Origin of the sequence: Streptomyces sp. CB02366, from assembly GCF_001905905.1 — a bacterium.
Taxonomy (GTDB): Bacteria; Actinomycetota; Actinomycetes; order Streptomycetales; family Streptomycetaceae; genus Streptomyces.
This window is the reverse complement of the sequence record NZ_LIVT01000001.1, coordinates 49169-65797: the sequence shown is the minus strand read 5'-3', so window position 1 is coordinate 65797 and position 16629 is coordinate 49169. Positions and strand designations below refer to the sequence as shown.

Sequence of the window (16629 nt, the reverse complement as noted above, 5' to 3'; positions counted from 1 at the left end):
ACATGCTCTCCCTAGGCGTGGACATGGCGAATAAGTTGATCGAGCTGTGGCCGTCCGGCCCTGCGCGCGGACGTCGGGGGTGGCCGCTCTGTGATTCCTCCCTGCGTTCGCGCAGGTGAACTCCCGTGAGGAATCTCCGCTTCCATGTTCGGACAATCCAGCCGTGCGATACGGCGAGCGGCGGTGTGCGCCGGAGCCCTGGCGGCCGCCGCACTCGCCATCGGCACGGCAGCCGCTCTGCCCCGGGCCCCCTGGTCCACGGAGCAGGGCTCCGCCGACCGCGCCGCACCCCGCGCGGCGGCCGCCGCGGCGGCCGGGCCCCGGGCGGTCCCTCTGCTGGGCCGCAAGTCCAACGGCCGGCTGTACGACTACGAGCTGACCGGCAGCGGCGGGGTGAAGGCCGCCGTCGACCTGGGCGGCGGCTTCGCCGACGCCACCGCACTCATCCAGGCGGGCCACTCCGAGAACGGCACCGGAACGGACCTGTACTTCAGGATCGGCAAGACGCTCTACTACACCGCCGAGCGGGGCAACGACACCAAGCCCGTCGGCACCGGGTGGGACGTCTACAACCTCCTGATGTCACCCGGCAACCTGGGGGGCACCGCGCACGACGACATCGTGGGGCGCGATGCCGCCGGAGCCCTCTGGCTCTTCCAGGGCAAGGCCGACGGCGCCCTGGCCGCCCGCATCAGGATCGGGACGTCGGGGTGGAACGGCATGGACGTGCTGGCCGGCCGCGGTGACTACACCGGCGACGGCAAGAGCGATCTGCTCGCCCGTTCGACCACCGGGACGCTGTACCTGTACCCGGGTACCGGGAACGCCACCGCCGACGCCGCATTCGGCGCCCGCGTGACGGTCGGCACGACCTGGGGCGCCACCGCGTACAAGACGCTGGTCTCCGTCGGCGACAGCAACGGCGACGGCAAGGCCGACCTCATCGCGGTCGACCCGGCGGGCGCGCTGTGGCTCTTCAAGGGCACGGGCAGGGCGAGTGCGCCCTTCGAAGCCCGTACGCAGATCGGCACCAGCGGCTGGGCCGCCTTCACCACCCTCTTCTGACCTCGTGGCCCGCGCCCCCGAGCCCCCCGTCCTTCCGAGCCGATCGGTCCTTCCCATGCACACCCGCCCATCACCCGGCAGACACCGCCCGCGCGGCGTCTGGCCACGGCTGCTCACCACCACCGCTCTGGCCACCGCGCTCGCCGTCGTCGTCACGGGCAACCAACTCCCGGTCCCGCCCCCGCGGATCGAACCGGCCGCCACCGCCGTCGCGGAGGCCCCGGAGTACGACCTGGACGCCGCGGCGGAGACACGCGCCGAGCAGTGCCTGCTCAACCTGATGCTCCGCAAGGGCGGACAGGAGCTCAAGGCGGTCTCCCGCACCGGACTGAACGGCAGCGAGCAGGACCTGCACACCGCGGCCGAGAGCGACTACTGGTACGACGGCAAGACCCCGCTGGCCGTCGCGTTCGCCAAGGACAAGGCCTGGACGGACGCCAAGGGCGACGAGCTCTGGAGCCGTGACGCGGTCTGGGAGAAGTCCCTCGCCATTCCGCCGCAGACCACTCCGCCCGGCTACACGGTCACGGGCTTCGAGTGGGTCCAGAGCGAGGACAACCCCTTCATCACGACGGGACTGCTCACCTGGCTGGACGGTGAGTACTGGAAGTCCGAGTACGACCTCTACCACGAGGACCAGACGCCGGTCGCCAGCGAGGAATCGGTGAAGGCGGTCCAGGCCATCGCCGCGCAGCGCTACTCCGAGGACCGGCACGAGGACTACGAAGCCCTCCGGGCGCTGGACGACATGACGTTCATGCACCCGATGTACGCGGACGACGCGCGCCTCTTCCTGCAGCACGGAGGCTTCCCGACGTCGGCACCCGCCCCGGACAGCATGGAGTTCCGGGTCGACGTCGAGGCGCTGAAGGCCCGCTTCGCCTCCTGCGCGACCGAGAACCCGCAGGACCCGCACAAGGTCCTGACGGACGAGGTCGTCGTCGCCTCCACGGAGTGGCAGGCGGAGCTCGCCGGGCAGAAGGCGCAGCGCGACGCGATCATGACGGCCGAGGCCAAGGCATCGCGCCACCTCACCGTGGCCACCCAGGCGCTCGGAGAGGCGCTGGGGCAGTCGATCATCGCGAGCCGGCTCACCGACTGGCAGGCGTACTGGCTGAAGCAGTCGCCGAGCAGCACGCAGTTCTACCCCACCGCCGCCGAGTTCGCGAAGGTCAAGGCGGACATCGAGGCTGCCCGCGCCCGCGCGCAGGGCCGGGTCTTCGTGTCCTCCCGCGCCGCGCTCGCCGCACAGAACGAGGCCGCACGGGCCGAGAGCGCCAAGCAGGCGGCGTACACCATCGCCGACGCGGCCGGACTGCCGCGCGGTCGCGGCCTGATGTACGCGCAGCAGGGCGTCCAGGTCGCGAAGGCGTCGGCGGCCGCCGCCCTGGCCGTCTCCAAGGCGGCCGAGACCGCGTCCAACGCGACCCGCGCCTCGGCGGCCGACAGCAAGACGCTGATGGCGCTGGCCGAGACCCAGGCGCACGCCTCGAAGGCGGAGTTCCGCCGCAAGGCGGCGGAGGAGGCCGAGTCCCAGGCCAAGGCCGCTGCCGAGGGGGCCGCCCTCCAGGCGAAGCTGGCGGCGGACAACGCCACCAAGGCGAAGAACGCGCAGGCCAAGGCCGAAGCCGCGGAGGCGGAGGCGAAGACCGCGGCGGCCGACGCGAAGGCCAAGCGCGCGACGGCCGAGGCCGAGCGGGACACCGCGGCGGCCGAGCGCCGTCGTGCCGACGCCGAGCGGGCCAAGGCCGAGGCCGCCGAGAAGCGCGCGGTCCAGGAACGTGCTTCTGCGGCCACCGCCCTGTCCGCCGCGAGGACGGCGGGGGAGGCCGCGGATGCCAAGAGCGACGAGGCCGTCCAGGCGTCGGTACGGGCCATGGAGGCCCGCGACGCCGCGCTGGCCGCGGAACGGAACCAGCAGGCCCAGGAGAGCCGCGCCCGCGCACTGGAGGCGGCGGCCGCAACCGCCGTGGGGACCTCGGCCGCCGCGGAGACCCGTCAGGCGGCCGTGGAGGCCCGTTCGGCCGCCGACGCGGCGGCCGGCCACGCCTCCGCCGCACGGTCGGCGGCGAACGACGCGACCACCGCGTCGATCGCGTCGCGTGCCGCTGCCACCCGCTCGGAGGGGGCCGCGGCCCGGTCGCAGTCGGCCGCCGACGGCGCCGCCGCCGCGGCCGCGAGGACCGGCGCGGCCGTGAAGAAGGCGCACGCCGCCGCGGCCGAGGCCATCGACGCCTCGGAGGCCGCCGCGCAGAACGTCGTCAGGGCGGAGGCGCTCGCGAAGGAGGCCGCGGCCAAGGCCGTGAAGGCCCGGCAGGACGCGGCCGCGGCGAAGAGCGAGGCGATCCTGGCGCAGGCCGCGTCGATCCGCACCGCCGGATTCGCGTACGCCACCGCCCAGGCGGCCGTCGCGGCCCGTGACTCCGCGGCCCAGGTCATCCGGCCCGCCAACGATGCGATCGAACTCGGATCGCCCTACCGTGACACCGACTCGTCGGCCGGCCTGGCCGTGCTCACCGGTCAGGCGTCGAAGACCCTGGCCGAGCAGCAGGCGGCTCTCGCCCAGGCCAAGGCCGACCAGGCGAAGAAGGCCGCTGTGGAGGCGGCGGCGCTCGCGGCGAAGGCGTCCGCCGACGCCAAGGCGGCTGCCGAGGCGGCCGCCCGTGCCGCGGACTGGGCGGCGAAGGCCGCCGCGTCGCTGGCGCAGGCCCGCATCTCGGCCACCGAGGCCAAGAAGGCGGCGGATGCGGCGCGCAAAGCCGAGGCCGCCACGGTCGAGTACGACCGGAAGGCGAACGAGGACGCGCTCGCGGCGAAGGTCGCGGCCGGTGAGGCCGCCGACGAGGCGGCCGCCGCCTCGGCGTCGGCCACGGAGGCGGAGAAGGACGCCGCCGGCGCCCGCAGCGCGGCCTCGGCCGCCGAGGCGGACGCGAACACCGCCGACGGCATCGCCACGGACTCCGAACAGGACGCGGTGGTCGCCGAGGGGGCCGCGGCCGACGCGGTGAACTACGCCACCCAGGCCGACCAGGCCGCCGACCGCGCGGAGGAGGCGCAGAGGCAGCGGGACGCCGAAGCGCGCCAGAAGCGGGTCGACGCCGGGTCGGTGGACACCGGGCCCGAGCTCGGGACCGACGAGGAGGCGCTCCTCCTGGCTGCCTGCGGCCAGGTCTGCGTCGACGAGTTCCGCGCCGCCAAGGCGCTGGCGGGGCAGGACCTGCTGGACTGGGTGGTCGCGAACGGCGGTCAGGTCCTGATCGACCTGGTGGGCTGGACCGACGCCAAGAAGTGCTTCACCGAGGGCGACGTCGAGGGATGCCTGTGGACGCTCGTCAACGCGGTGAGCTTCGTGGCCCTCGTCGGCAAGATCCCCGCCGTCACCAGCGCCGTCATCAAGATCGGCGGCGGCATCGCCAAGTTCCTCGACAAGTCCGTGACCGCCAAGCACACGCTGGACCGGCTGCGGAAGGTCATCGAGCAGACCAAGAAGGCGGGTTCGGGGGCTTCCTGCCTGCTCGGCCTCGCCGGGGACCTGGCGGGGTTCAGCGCGGCACGCGCCTCGGGCCCCACCCTGCGCGCCGCGGACAAGCCCGCGGTCTGCATGCGTTCGGCGATCGGCGACGACTCGGCGCTGATCACCGCGGCGCAGGAGGCCACCAAGAACCAGAAGCTCCAGGTGGACTTCGACAACATGTTCGCCCAGCTGAAGCAGGGCAACATGCCGGGTGGCGAGTACAAGAGCCTGACCGGAACCGGCATCATCTACTTCCGGTCGCGCAAGGGTGCCCGGCTCTTCGTGAAGAAGGCGGAGGACGGCTGGCTGATCGTGGCGAAGTCCGACAAGAACAATGAGGACAAGGTCATCAAGCGGCTGAAGAAGATCTATGGGTGATGCGCTGCACCTCGTCAGGACCCCGCACTTCGACGCGGTGTTCATGCTCGGCGAGGAGGACGACGAGGCGACGGTCGAGGACGTCGACGTGCTGGTCACCCTGGAGGACGGGCGGCGCTTCAGCGCGACGTTCCTGACGCCGGCGGCGGTCGTGCGCTGGATGGACAGCGAGACGCGGGAGTACGAGCGTCTGCACTTCCACTGCCCCGACCTGGTGATCACCCGGCATGCCGGGGTCGCGGCGATGGTGCGCGTCCTGGAGCTGGCACGGGAACACGGCGATCTCACGTCGTTGCTGGTGGAGCTGGAGCCGTCGTCCCCGGACGGGGGCGACGGCTGACCGGGGCCGCGGGCCCCGCACCTGAAGCCGAGGGGGCCCTCCGATGATCGGAGGGCCCCCTCGGGCGTGCCGTGCCGCGCGGGTCAGTCCCGCTCGCCGCCGCCCAGGTGGTGGACCCGGACCATGTTGGTGGTGCCGGGGACGCCGGGGGGCGAGCCGGCGGTGATGACCATCGTGTCGCCGTCGTTGTAGCGGTTCAGCTTCAGCAGCTCCGCGTCGACCAGGTCGACCATCGCGTCGGTGTTGTCCACGTGCGGGACGACGTAGGACTCGACGCCCCAGCTCAGCGCGAGCTGGTTGCGGGTGGCCTCCTCCGTGGTGAAGGCCAGGATCGGCTGGGCCGTGCGGTAACGGGAGAGGCGGCGGGCCGTGTCGCCGGACTTGGTGAAGGCGACCAGGGCCTTGCCGTCCAGGAAGTCCGCGATCTCGCAGGCCGCGCGGGCCACCGAACCGCCCTGCGTACGGGGCTTCTTGCCGGGGACCAGCGGCTGGAGGCCCTTGGAGAGCAGTTCCTCCTCGGCGGCGACGACGATCTTCGCCATCGTCTTGACCGTCTCGATCGGGTACGCGCCCACCGAGGACTCGGCCGAGAGCATGACCGCGTCCGCGCCGTCCAGGATCGCGTTGGCGACGTCGGACGCCTCGGCGCGGGTCGGCCGCGAGTTGGTGATCATCGACTCCATCATCTGGGTCGCCACGATCACCGGCTTGGCGTTGCGCCGGCACAGCTCCACCAGGCGCTTCTGCACCATCGGGACCTTCTCCAGCGGGTACTCGACGGCCAGGTCGCCGCGGGCCACCATCACGCCGTCGAACGCCGCGACGACGCCCTCCATGTGCTCGACCGCCTGCGGCTTCTCCACCTTGGCGATGACGGGAACCCGGCGGCCCTCCTCGTCCATCACCTTGTGCACGTCCTTGACGTCGTCGGCGTCCCGGACGAAGGAGAGGGCGACCAGGTCGCAGCCCATCCGCAGCGCGAAACGCAGGTCCTCGACGTCCTTCTCGGACAGGGCCGGGACGTTGACCGCCGCGCCGGGCAGGTTGATGCCCTTGTGGTCGGAGATGACACCGCCCTCGATGACGATGGTCTTCACCCGGGGGCCCTCGACCTCGACGACCTTCAGCTCGACGTTGCCGTCGTTGATCAGGATCGGGTCGCCCTTGACGACGTCGCCGGGCAGGCCCTTGTAGGTCGTGCCGCAGATCGACTTGTCGCCGGGGACGTCCTCGGCGGTGATGGTGAACTCGTCGCCGCGGACCAGTTCGACCGGGCCCTCGGCGAACTTGGCCAGGCGGATCTTGGGGCCCTGGAGGTCGGCGAGCACGCCCACCGCGCGGCCGGTCTCGGCGGCCGCCTTGCGGACGCGGTCGTAACGGCCCTGGTGTTCCTCGTGGGAGCCGTGGCTGAAGTTGAAACGGGCCACGCTCATGCCCGCCTCGATCAGAGCGACGAGCTGCTCGTGGGAGTCGACGGCGGGACCGAGGGTGCAGACGATTTTGGAACGGCGCATGAGGCGGATCCTATCGGTTTGTTTCGCTGCGGAATATTCCGTCTGGTGGAAGGTACAAAAGGGCGCGGGGGTGCTCAGTTGTCGACCCGTCCGAGTCGCGCGTCACGACCCTTCGACGAGCGCGAACGTCTGGTCGGCGATCTCCAGCTCCTCGTCCGTCGGCACCACGGCGACCGCCACCCGCGCGTACTCCGGCGAGATCAGCCGCGGCTCCCCGGACCGTACGGCGTTGAGCCCGGCGTCCACCGCCATGCCCAGCTCCTCCAGGCCCGCGATGGCAGCTTCCCGCACCGGGGCCGCGTTCTCGCCGACCCCCGCCGTGAACGCCACCGCGTCCACCCGGCCGAGCACCGCCGTATAGGCGCCGATGTACTTCTTCAGCCGGTGGACGTAGATGTCGAACGCCAGCGCCGCCCGCTCGTCGCCCTCGTCGATCCGGCGGCGGATCACCCGCATGTCGTTGTCGCCGCACAGGCCGACCAGCCCGCTCCTCTTGTTCAGCAGGACGTCGATCTCGTCGGCCGACATGCCCGCCACCCGCTTGAGGTGGAAGGTGACCGCCGGATCGATGTCCCCGGAGCGCGTACCCATCACGAGCCCTTCCAAGGGGGTCAGCCCCATGGAGGTGTCCACGCACCGGCCGCCCGCCACCGCCGAGGCGGACGCCCCGTTGCCCAGGTGCAGCACGATCACGTTCACCTCCTCGGGCGCCCTGCCCAGCAGCTCGGCCGTCTTCCGCGAGACGTACGCGTGCGAGGTGCCGTGGAAGCCGTAGCGGCGGATGCGGTGCGCGTCGGCGGTCTCCACGTCGATCGCGTACCGCGCGGCCGACTCCGGCATCGTGGTGTGGAACGCCGTGTCGAAGACCGCGACCTGGGGCAGGTCCGGCCGCAGCGCCCGCGCCGTGCGGATGCCGGTGATGTTGGCCGGGTTGTGCAGCGGCGCGACCGGGACCAGCCGCTCGATCTCCTTCAGCACCTCGTCGGTGACCACGGTCGGCTCGGTGAACCGCAGCCCGCCGTGGACCACCCGGTGCCCGATCGCGGCGAGTTCGGGGGAGTCCAGGCCGAGACCGTCCGCCGCCAGCTCCTCGGCCGCCGCCTTCAGCGCCTCCTCGTGGTCCGCGATCCGGCCCGTGCGCTCCCTGGCCTCCGCCCCGCCGCCGGTCAGCGGCGTGTGCACCAGGCGCGAGGTCTCCTCGCCGATCCGCTCGACCAGCCCCGAGGCGAGCCGGGAGCGGTCCCGCATGTCGAGGAGCTGGTACTTCACCGACGAGGAGCCGGAGTTGAGGACGAGGACGCGGTGCGGTTCCACAGGGGCAGCCGTGCTTTCGTGATCGGGGGCGGGGTTCGTCATGCGGGGCGCTCCTCGCCCTGGGCCTGGATCGCCGTGATGGCCACCGTGTTGACGATGTCCTGGACGAGCGCGCCGCGCGAGAGGTCGTTGACCGGCTTGCGCAGCCCCTGGAGCACCGGGCCCACCGCCACCGCGCCCGCCGAGCGCTGCACGGCCTTGTAGGTGTTGTTGCCGGTGTTCAGGTCGGGGAAGATCAGCACGGACGCCCGGCCCGCGACCTCCGAGTCCGGCAGCTTCGTCGCCGCGACGGTCGGCTCGACCGCCGCGTCGTACTGGATCGGCCCCTCCACCCGCAGGTCCGGCCGCTCGGCCCGTACCCGCTCGGTCGCCTCGCGCACCTTGTCGACGTCCGCGCCGGAGCCCGAGGTCCCGGTTGAGTACGACAGCATCGCCACCCGCGGCTCCACGCCGAAGCGGGCCGCCGTCGCCGCCGACTGCACCGCGATGTCCGCGAGCTGCTCGGCGTCCGGGTCCGGGTTGACCGCGCAGTCGCCGTAGACGAGGACCTTGTCGGCCAGGCACATGAAGAAGACGGAGGAGACGATCGACGCGTCCGGCTTGGTCTTGATGATCTCGAAGGCCGGGCGGATCGTGGCGGCCGTGGAGTGCACCGATCCCGACACCATCCCGTCGGCCAGCCCCTCCTGCACCATCAGCGTGCCGAAGTAGTTCACGTCCGCCACCACGTCGTACGCCAGCTCCACCGTCACCCCGCGGTGCGCGCGCAGCTCGGCGTACCGCTCGGCGAAGGTCTGCCGCAGCTCCGAGGTGTGCGGGTCGATCAGCCGGGTCTCCGCGAGGTCGATGCCGAGGTCGGCGGCCTTCTTGCGGATCACGTCCACGTCGCCGAGGAGGGTGAGGTCGCAGACGTCCCGGCGCAGCAGCACGTCGGCGGCGCGCAGCACCCGCTCCTCCGTGCCCTCCGGCAGCACCACGCGCTTGCGGTCGGAGCGGGCCTGCTCCAGCAGCTCGTGTTCGAACATCATCGGCGTGACGCGCTCGCTGCGGGCCACCGAGATCCGCTCCAGCAGGGCGCCGGTGTCCACGTGGCGCTCGAACAGGCCGAGGGCGGTCTCCGCCTTGCGCGGGGTCGCCGCATTCAACTTGCCTTCGAGGGTGAAGAGTTCGGCCGCCGTGGGGAAGGAGCCGCCGGCCACCGACACGACCGGGGTTCCCGGCGCGAGCCGGGCGGCCAGCGTGAGTATCTCCTCGCCGGGCCGCTCGTCCAGGGTCAGCAGCACGCCCGCGATGGGCGGGGTGCCCGCGCTGTGCGCGGCCAGCGACCCCACCACCAGATCGGCCCGGTCCCCGGGGGTGACCACCAGGCAGCCGGGCGTCAGGGCGTTCAGCAGGTTCGGCAGCATGGCCCCGCCGAACACGAAGTCCAGCGCGTCGCGCGCCAGCCCCGAGTCGTCGCCGAGCAGCACCGTGCCGTCCAGCGCCGCGGTGATCTGGGCGACCGTGGGGGCCGAGAGCGCCGGGTCGTCCGGCAGCACGGAGACGGGGACCGGCAGCCGGGCCGCCAGCCGCTCGGCTATCGCCGCCCGGTCCTCGGCGGCGACCCGGTTCACCACCATGGCCAGCACGTCGCAGCCCAGCCCCGCGTAGGCGCGGTAGGCGTTGCGGGTCTCGGCTCGGACGGACTCCGCGTCCTGGCCCTTGCCGCCCACCACCGCGATCACCGACGCCCCGAACTCGTTGGCCAGCCGGGCGTTCAGCGCCAGCTCGTCGGGGAGCTGGGTGGCGGCGAAGTCGCTGCCGAGGACGAGGACCGCCTCGTACTCCCGGGCCACCCGGTGGAAACGCTCGACCAGCTGCGAGACCAGTTCGTCGGTGCCCTTCTCCGCCTGCACGGCGGACGCCTCGTGGTAGTCCAGGCCGTACACCGAGGCCGGGCTCTGGGAGAGCCGGTAGCGGGCCCGCAGCAGCTCGTAGAGCCGGTCGGGCCCGTCGTGGACCAGCGGGCGGAAGACCCCGACACGGTCCACCTGGCGCGTCAGAAGCTCCATGACTCCCAGTTCGACGACCTGCCGGCCGTCCCCCCGCTCGATCCCGGTCACGTACACGCTCCGCGCCACGCGTGCTCTCCCGTCCCTGTTCGGCGCCGTACCCCGCGGAACACCAGGCGTCCGGACGGAGGCGGCGCCCCCGTGCCCGCCCGGTGTTCCGCCGGGTACGGCATTGGCCTGCATCGACTCTTGACGATACCTGCGGGGACCGCTAAGCCGCCCGCCGGAGAAGTGCCCCTCCCCGGCCGGGACGACGCGCTCACCGGCCCCCCTCTCCCTCCTGCCCCGTGGCGTCCCGGGACCGGCCGAAAGCGCGGAGCCCGTGCCGGGCGTGGGACAATCGTCCTGGTTCAGGGCACGGAGGCCGCCACGGTCGGCCTCCCGGAAAAGCGCGACTAGCGAGCAGGAGACACACCTCGATGCGCATCGGAATTCTCACCGCGGGCGGCGACTGCCCCGGCCTGAACGCAGTGATCCGGTCGGTCGTCCACCGCGCCGTCGTGGGTCACGGCGACGAGGTCATCGGCTTCGAGGACGGCTTCAAGGGGCTGCTCGACGGCCACTTCCGCCCCCTCGACCTCAACGCGGTCAGCGGCATCCTGGCCCGCGGCGGCACCATCCTCGGCTCGGCCCGGCTGGAGCGCGACCGGCTGCGCGAGGCCGCCGAGAACTGCGCGGAGCTGTCCCGGCGTTACGGCATCGACGCGCTCATCCCGATCGGCGGCGAGGGCACGCTCACGGCGGCCCGGATGCTGGCCGACGCGGGCATGCCGGTCGTGGGCGTCCCGAAGACCATCGACAACGACATCTCCTCCACCGACCGCACGTTCGGATTCGACACGGCGGTGGGCGTCGCGACCGAGGCCATAGACCGTCTGAAGACCACCGCCGAGTCCCACCAGCGCGTGATGGTCGTCGAGGTCATGGGCCGGCACGCCGGGTGGATCGCGCTGGAGTCCGGGATGGCCGGCGGCGCCCACGGCATCTGCCTGCCCGAGCGCCCCTTCGAGGTCGACGACCTGGTCAAGATGGTCGAGGAGCGGTTCGCCCGCGGCAAGAAGTTCGCCGTCATCTGCGTCGCCGAGGGCGCGCACCCGGCCGAGGGCTCCATGCCGTACGCCAAGGGCGAGATCGACCAGTACGGCCACGAGCGCTTCCAGGGCATCGGCAACCGCCTCGCCATCGAGCTGGAGACCCGGCTCGGCAAGGAGGCCCGGCCGGTCATTCTCGGCCATGTCCAGCGCGGCGGCACCCCGACCGCGTACGACCGGGTGCTCGCCACCCGCTTCGGCTGGCACGCCGTGGAGGCCGTGCACCGCGGCGAGTTCGGCCGGATGACCGCCCTGCGCGGCACCGACATCGCCATGGTCCCGCTCGCCGAGGCCGTCACCCAGCTGAAGCGGGTGCCCGCCGAGCGGATGTACGAGGCCGAGTCGGTCTTCTAGGACGTATGGCGGAAGCAGCGCCCGCGGACGGCGTTCGCCCTCGGTTCCTCGCCGGGCGGGACCGTACGGGCCGCACGGGCGGCCCGTACGGCGTCACACCCCGGCGGTCCGCCAGAACTGCTCGACCACCCGGGACAGGAACGCCCGGCCCGCGTCGCCGGGCGCCCCGGAGCGTTCCTGCCCCGTGCTGCTCCAGGTCAGCGTGGGGACCATCAGGGCCTGGTAGTCGGCGTGCAACTGCTCCAGCACCTCCTGGATCCGCGCCCGGTCCATCGGGACGATCTTGGACACCGGCCGGACGTACGCCTGCCAGCGCGTGGTGACCGCGCTGCTCAACAGGTCCGCCAGCTCCGGGTCGCGGCCGGCCGCGGTCAGGAACTGCGCCGCCGACAGGCCCAGCGCCCGGCACAGCGCCGCCGACTGCTTCTCGTTGCCCCGCCAGCGCCCCGCCTCCTCCATCCGCAGGTACGAGGAGCCGGTCATCCCCAGCTGCCGGGCCAGGTCGTCCACCGTCAGGTCCCGGCTCACCCGGTGCTCGCGCAGCGTGGTGGCGGCGGTCAGCAACTCGCCCGGGGCGCACCACAGGACGCCGGCCAGGGCCGTCAGCTCGCGCTCTCCCGGGAGCGCGGCGCCGCGCTCCCAGGCGATGACCGTCTCGGCGCTGATCCGCAGGCCGTACTGGGCGGCGAGACCGTAGGCGACATGGCCGGGGGCCATCCCCAGAGCCTCGCGGAGACGGCGCGCGGCGGGGGCGTTGAAGGGCGGGGTGGGGTGCACGGGCCCACCGTAGGAGTCCATTTCCGTCCTGGCTACGGTACGTTCCGAACAGTTCACGCTTCGTAGGAACCTCCTAGCGCGAACCGCACGGACGGTACGGGAAACCCGCCCCACCAGCGCTTTCTTTCTCCCCTCCGCAGAACCTTCACAGAGGCGCGCGGAGGGGCGAAACCAACCGGCAAGCGCTTGCCGCCCGGTCGGCCTCCGCCCGGTCAGCGCCCGGAGGCCAGCCAGCGGTAGTGCAACTCCGGTCTGCCGACCTGCCCGTAATGCGGACGCCTCGCGGCGCTGCCGACGGCCACCAGGTGCTCCAGATAGCGCCGGGCCGTGATCCGCGACATGCCCAGCCGCTCTCCGGCGGCGGCGGCCGTCACCCCTTCCGGGGCCTCCTTGAGCACCCGGGTCACCGCCTCCAGCGTCGGCCCGCTGAGCCCCTTGGGCAGCGCGGCCGGATGGGCGACCCGCAGCGCGCCCAGCGCCCGGTCCACCTCCTCCTGCCCGCTCGCCTCCCCGGCGGCCCCCCGGAACTCCGCGTACCGCACCAGCCGGTCCCGCAGCGTCGGGTACGTGAACGGTTTCAGCACGTACTGCACGACGCCGAGCGACACCCCCTCCCGCACCACCGCCAGATCCCGCGCCGAGGTCACCGCGATGACGTCGGCCCCGTGACCGGAGGCCCGCAGGGAACGCAGCAGCCCGAGCCCGTGGCCGTCGGGCAGGTAGAGGTCGAGCAGCAGCAGGTCCACCGGGGCGCGCTCCAGCGCCCGCACCGCCGCCGCCCGGGTGTGCGCCACCGCCGTCACCGTGAAGCCCTCCACCCGCTCCACGTACATCTGGTGGGCGTCGGCCGCCACCGGGTCGTCCTCCACGACCAGCACCCGGATCACGCCGTGACCCCCTCGGACGCCGCCACGGCCCCGGCCCCCGGGGCGGACGCGGCTCCGTGCCCGTGCCCGCCCCCCGGCCGCGGTCCCGCCGCACGGTCCCCGAGCGGCAGCCGTACGGTGAACCGCGCGCCGCCGTCCGGACCCGTGTCCAGCTCCACCGTGCCCCCGTTGCGGTGCGCCGCCTGCCGGACCAGCGCCAGGCCGAGGCCGCGCCCCGCCCCGTGCGTCGACCAGCCGCGACGGAACACCTCGTCCGCCGCCTCCGGGTCGATGCCCGCCCCGGTGTCCGCCACCCGCAGCAGCAGCTCCCGCTCGTCCGCCAGCGCGGTCACCGTCACCCGCGCCCGTCCGGCCGCGCCCCCGGCTGCCCGGGGTGCGGTCGCCGCCGCCCCCTCCGTGCCCTCGAAGCCCTCCGACGCGGCGTCCACCGCGTTGTCGATCAGGTTGCCCAGAATCGTCACCAGGTCCCGGGGGGCCAGCGACGGCGGCAGCGCCCCGTCGTCGATCAGGCTGTCCTCCGCGAGCACCAGCTCCACCCCCCGCTCGTGTCCCTGGGCCGCCTTGCCGAGCAGCAGCGCGGCCAGCACCGGCTCCTCCACCGCCCCCACCACCCGGTCGGTCAGCACCTGCGCCAGCTCCAGCTCGGCCGTCGCGAACTCCACGGCCTCCTCCACCCGGCCCAGCTCGATCAGCGAGACCACGGTGTGCAGCCGGTTCGCGGCCTCGTGGGCCTGCGAGCGCAGCGCCTGCGTGAACCCGCGCTCCGAGTCCAGCTCGCCGGAGAGCGCCTGGAGCTCGGTGTGGTCCCGCAGCGTCACCACCGTGCCCCGCCGCTCCCCGCCCACCACCGGGCGGGTGTTGAGCACGATCACCCGCTCCGCCGTCAGGTGCAGCTCGTCCACCCGCGCCTCCGACGCCAGCAGCGCCCCGGTCAGCGGCGCGGGCAGGGCCAGCTCGTCGACCCTGCGGCCGACCGCCCCGGCATCCGGTCCCAGACCCAGCAGCTCCCGCCCGGCGTCGTTGATCAGCGCGATCCGCCGGCGCCCGTCCAGCATCAGCAGCCCCTCGCGCACCGCGTGCAGGGTGGCCTGGTGGTAGTCGTGCAACCGGCTCAGCTCGGCCGCGTTCATCCCGTGGGTGTGCCGCCGCAGCCGGGCGTTGATCACGTACGTGCCGAGCCCGCCGAGCGCCAGCGCCCCGCCCGCCGCCAGTGCGAGGGCGCCCAGCTGCTCCCGCACCTGCGAGGAGACCCGGTCCACGGTGATGCCCGCGCTGACCAGCCCGACGATCCGCCCCCGGTCGAAGATCGGGGTGACCACCCGTATCGAGGGGCCCAGCGTGCCGGTGTACGTCTCGGTGAAGGTCTCCCCGCGCAGGGCCCGCGCGGTGTTGCCGAGGAACGTGTCCCCGATCCGCGCGGTGTCCGGGTGCGTCCAGCGCACCCGCCGCGGGTCCATGATCGTGACGAAGGCGATGCCGGTGTCCTCGCGCACCCGCTCCGCGTACGGCTGGAGTACGGCGGACGGGTCCGGGGTACGGATCGCCTCCCGTACGGAGGGGGAATCGGCCACGGCGAGGGCCGCCACCCGCACCTGGCGGGCGGCCGTCTCCTCGGCCTGCGCGCTTCCGGAGGCGTACGCGAAGACGGCGCATCCGGCCACCACGGCGGCGATGAGCACGACCTGCATGGCGAAGAGCTGGCCCGCCAGGCTCCGGGGGCGGGTACGGGGGAGACGCATGCCCCACAGTCTGCCTGGCCCGGCCGGACCTCCTCCGAATGGCCGGAAAACGACTGTGAACGATATGAACGCAAGGGTGACCGGGGTCACAGGGCGGTGGATAGTCACCGAAGCCCCCAGGGACGGGGGCGACGTGACCGAGCCGAGGAGCCCCACCATGGCTGTGGCAGCCGAAAAACGGGACCGCACCCACTACCTGTACATCGCCGTGATCGCCGCCGTGGCGCTCGGCATCCTGGTGGGCTTCGCGGCCCCCGGGGTGGCCGTCGAACTGAAGCCCATCGGGGCCGGCTTCGTGAACCTGATCAAGATGATGATCTCGCCGATCATCTTCTGCACGATCGTCCTGGGCGTCGGCTCGGTCCGCAAGGCCGCCAAGGTCGGCGCGGTCGGCGGACTGGCGCTGGGCTACTTCCTGGTCATGTCGACCGTCGCCCTCGCCATCGGCCTGCTGGTCGGCAACGTCCTGGAGCCGGGCTCCAGCCTCCACATCACCGAGCAGGCGCGGGCCGCCGGCGAGGCGCAGGCGTCGGGCGCGAGCGAGTCCACCGCGGACTTCCTCCTCGGCATCATCCCGACCACGATGGTCTCCGCGTTCACGGAGGGCGAGGTCCTCCAGACCCTCCTCATCGCGCTCCTCGCGGGCTTCGCGCTCCAGGCGATGGGCAAGACCGGCGAGCCGGTCCTGCGCGGCATCACCCACATCCAGCGCCTCGTCTTCCGCATCCTCGCCATGATCATGTGGGCCGCCCCGGTCGGCGCGTTCGGCGCGATCGCCGCGGTGGTCGGCGAGACCGGCCTCGACGCCCTGAAGTCCCTGGCGATCATCATGATCGGCTTCTACGTCACCTGCGCGCTGTTCGTCTTCGTGGTGCTCGGCGCGCTCCTGCGCCTGGTCGCCGGGGTGAACCTGTTCGCGCTGCTGAAGTACCTGGGCCGCGAGTTCCTGCTGATCCTCTCCACATCCTCGTCCGAGTCGGCGCTGCCCCGGCTGATCGCGAAGATGGAGCACATGGGCGTCAGCAAGCCCGTCGTCGGCATCACCGTGCCGACCGGCTACTCCTTCAACCTCGACGGCACCGCGATCTACCTCACGATGTCCTCGCTGTTCATCGCCAACGCGATGGGCGACCCGCTGAGCGCGGGCGAGCAGATCTCGCTGCTGGTCTTCATGGTCATCGCCTCCAAGGGCGCGGCGGGCGTGACCGGCGCGGGCCTGGCGACCCTGGCCGGCGGCCTCCAGTCGCACCGCCCCGAACTGGTCGACGGCGTCGGCCTGATCGTCGGCATCGACCGCTTCATGAGCGAGGCCCGCGCCCTGACCAACTTCGCGGGCAACGCGGTCGCCACGGTCCTGGTCGGCCACTGGACCAAGGAGATCGACAAGGACCGGGTGGGCGAGGTGCTGGCGGGCCGGATCCCGTTCGACGAGAAGACCCTGGTGGACGACGGCCACGGCCCGGCCCCCTCGGACGAGGTCCCCGAGCAGCGGGAGTCCGCCGGGCAGCCCGCCAAAGTCTGACCGGTCCCGACCGGTCCCCACCGGTCGCGGAGGCCCCGGCCCCGCGACGAACCCCTTGCCGCAGCGGCTCCCCCCGTCGCCGC

11 protein-coding genes are annotated in these 16629 nt (G+C 72.8%); 5 read left to right on the top strand and 6 right to left on the bottom strand.

The window, feature by feature from the left end; translation table 11 throughout:
• Positions 1 to 144 precede the first annotated feature (144 nt).
• Genes AMK24_RS00220 through AMK24_RS00210 form a run of 3 tightly spaced genes read left to right on the top strand, consistent with a single transcriptional unit; the run spans position 145 to position 5297 of the window.
• Positions 145 to 1065, top strand: coding sequence for an FG-GAP repeat domain-containing protein (locus AMK24_RS00220; protein WP_073763694.1), 921 nt, complete (start codon positions 145 to 147; stop codon positions 1063 to 1065).
• Between the two features lie 55 nt (positions 1066 to 1120).
• Positions 1121 to 4957 (top strand): hypothetical protein, encoded by a 3837-nt coding sequence (locus AMK24_RS34480; protein ID WP_079190380.1) that lies wholly within the window; start codon positions 1121 to 1123, stop codon positions 4955 to 4957.
• On the top strand, positions 4950 to 5297 hold the full coding sequence (locus tag AMK24_RS00210) for a hypothetical protein (RefSeq protein WP_073763692.1): 348 nt from the start codon (positions 4950 to 4952) through the stop codon (positions 5295 to 5297). Before AMK24_RS34480 ends, AMK24_RS00210 begins: the two co-directional genes overlap by 8 nt.
• 83 nt (positions 5298 to 5380) lie before the next feature.
• Here AMK24_RS00210 and pyk read toward each other — a convergent pair whose 3' ends face one another.
• The 3 genes from pyk to pta all read right to left on the bottom strand — a co-directional run bounded on the left by pyk (position 5381) and on the right by pta (position 10245).
• Positions 5381 to 6811: a pyruvate kinase gene (pyk, locus tag AMK24_RS00205; RefSeq protein ID WP_073763690.1), complete on the bottom strand. Its 1431-nt coding sequence runs from the start codon at positions 6809 to 6811 to the stop codon at positions 5381 to 5383.
• Between the two features lie 102 nt (positions 6812 to 6913).
• Entirely contained in the window at positions 6914 to 8167 is a 1254-nt protein-coding gene (locus AMK24_RS00200) for an acetate kinase (RefSeq protein ID WP_073763688.1), read from the bottom strand.
• Entirely contained in the window at positions 8164 to 10245 is a 2082-nt protein-coding gene (pta, locus tag AMK24_RS00195; RefSeq protein WP_073763686.1) for a phosphate acetyltransferase, read from the bottom strand. Before pta ends, AMK24_RS00200 begins: the two co-directional genes overlap by 4 nt.
• 350 nt (positions 10246 to 10595) lie before the next feature.
• Between pta and AMK24_RS00190 the strand changes: the two genes are divergently transcribed.
• Positions 10596 to 11621: an ATP-dependent 6-phosphofructokinase gene (locus AMK24_RS00190; protein ID WP_073763684.1), complete on the top strand. Its 1026-nt coding sequence runs from the start codon at positions 10596 to 10598 to the stop codon at positions 11619 to 11621.
• 93 nt (positions 11622 to 11714) lie between these two features.
• Here AMK24_RS00190 and AMK24_RS00185 read toward each other — a convergent pair whose 3' ends face one another.
• From AMK24_RS00185 to AMK24_RS00175, 3 genes are all read right to left on the bottom strand, one after another.
• Positions 11715 to 12419, bottom strand: a complete 705-nt coding sequence (locus tag AMK24_RS00185; RefSeq protein ID WP_107427326.1) for a helix-turn-helix domain-containing protein — start codon at positions 12417 to 12419, stop codon at positions 11715 to 11717.
• 191 nt (positions 12420 to 12610) lie between these two features.
• Positions 12611 to 13285, bottom strand: coding sequence for a response regulator (locus tag AMK24_RS00180; protein ID WP_073763682.1), 675 nt, complete (start codon positions 13283 to 13285; stop codon positions 12611 to 12613).
• Entirely contained in the window at positions 13282 to 15024 is a 1743-nt protein-coding gene (locus AMK24_RS00175) for a sensor histidine kinase (protein WP_073763680.1), read from the bottom strand. The genes AMK24_RS00180 and AMK24_RS00175 overlap by 4 nt, the downstream gene beginning before the upstream one ends.
• A gap of 157 nt (positions 15025 to 15181) precedes the next feature.
• On the opposite strand from AMK24_RS00175, the gene AMK24_RS00170 reads away from it, so the two are divergent.
• The gene (locus AMK24_RS00170) at positions 15182 to 16546 is read left to right on the top strand and encodes a cation:dicarboxylate symporter family transporter (RefSeq protein WP_073763678.1); all 1365 of its coding nucleotides are present in this window, start codon (positions 15182 to 15184) and stop codon (positions 16544 to 16546) included.
• Positions 16547 to 16629 lie beyond the last annotated feature (83 nt).

What these genes read in the sequence shown, in the direction of transcription:
- AMK24_RS00220 (WP_073763694.1), top strand. Translation starts at nt 145, where the DNA reads ATGTTCGGACAATCCAGCCGTGCGATACGGCGAGCGGCGGTGTGCGCC.
- AMK24_RS34480 (WP_079190380.1), top strand. Translation starts at nt 1,121, where the DNA reads ATGCACACCCGCCCATCACCCGGCAGACACCGCCCGCGCGGCGTCTGG.
- AMK24_RS00210 (WP_073763692.1), top strand. Translation starts at nt 4,950, where the DNA reads ATGGGTGATGCGCTGCACCTCGTCAGGACCCCGCACTTCGACGCGGTG.
- pyk (WP_073763690.1), bottom strand. Translation starts at nt 6,811, where the DNA reads ATGCGCCGTTCCAAAATCGTCTGCACCCTCGGTCCCGCCGTCGACTCC.
- AMK24_RS00200 (WP_073763688.1), bottom strand. Translation starts at nt 8,167, where the DNA reads ATGACGAACCCCGCCCCCGATCACGAAAGCACGGCTGCCCCTGTGGAA.
- AMK24_RS00190 (WP_073763684.1), top strand. Translation starts at nt 10,596, where the DNA reads ATGCGCATCGGAATTCTCACCGCGGGCGGCGACTGCCCCGGCCTGAAC.
- AMK24_RS00185 (WP_107427326.1), bottom strand. Translation starts at nt 12,419, where the DNA reads ATGGACTCCTACGGTGGGCCCGTGCACCCCACCCCGCCCTTCAACGCC.
- AMK24_RS00175 (WP_073763680.1), bottom strand. Translation starts at nt 15,024, where the DNA reads ATGCGTCTCCCCCGTACCCGCCCCCGGAGCCTGGCGGGCCAGCTCTTC.
- AMK24_RS00170 (WP_073763678.1), top strand. Translation starts at nt 15,182, where the DNA reads ATGGCTGTGGCAGCCGAAAAACGGGACCGCACCCACTACCTGTACATC.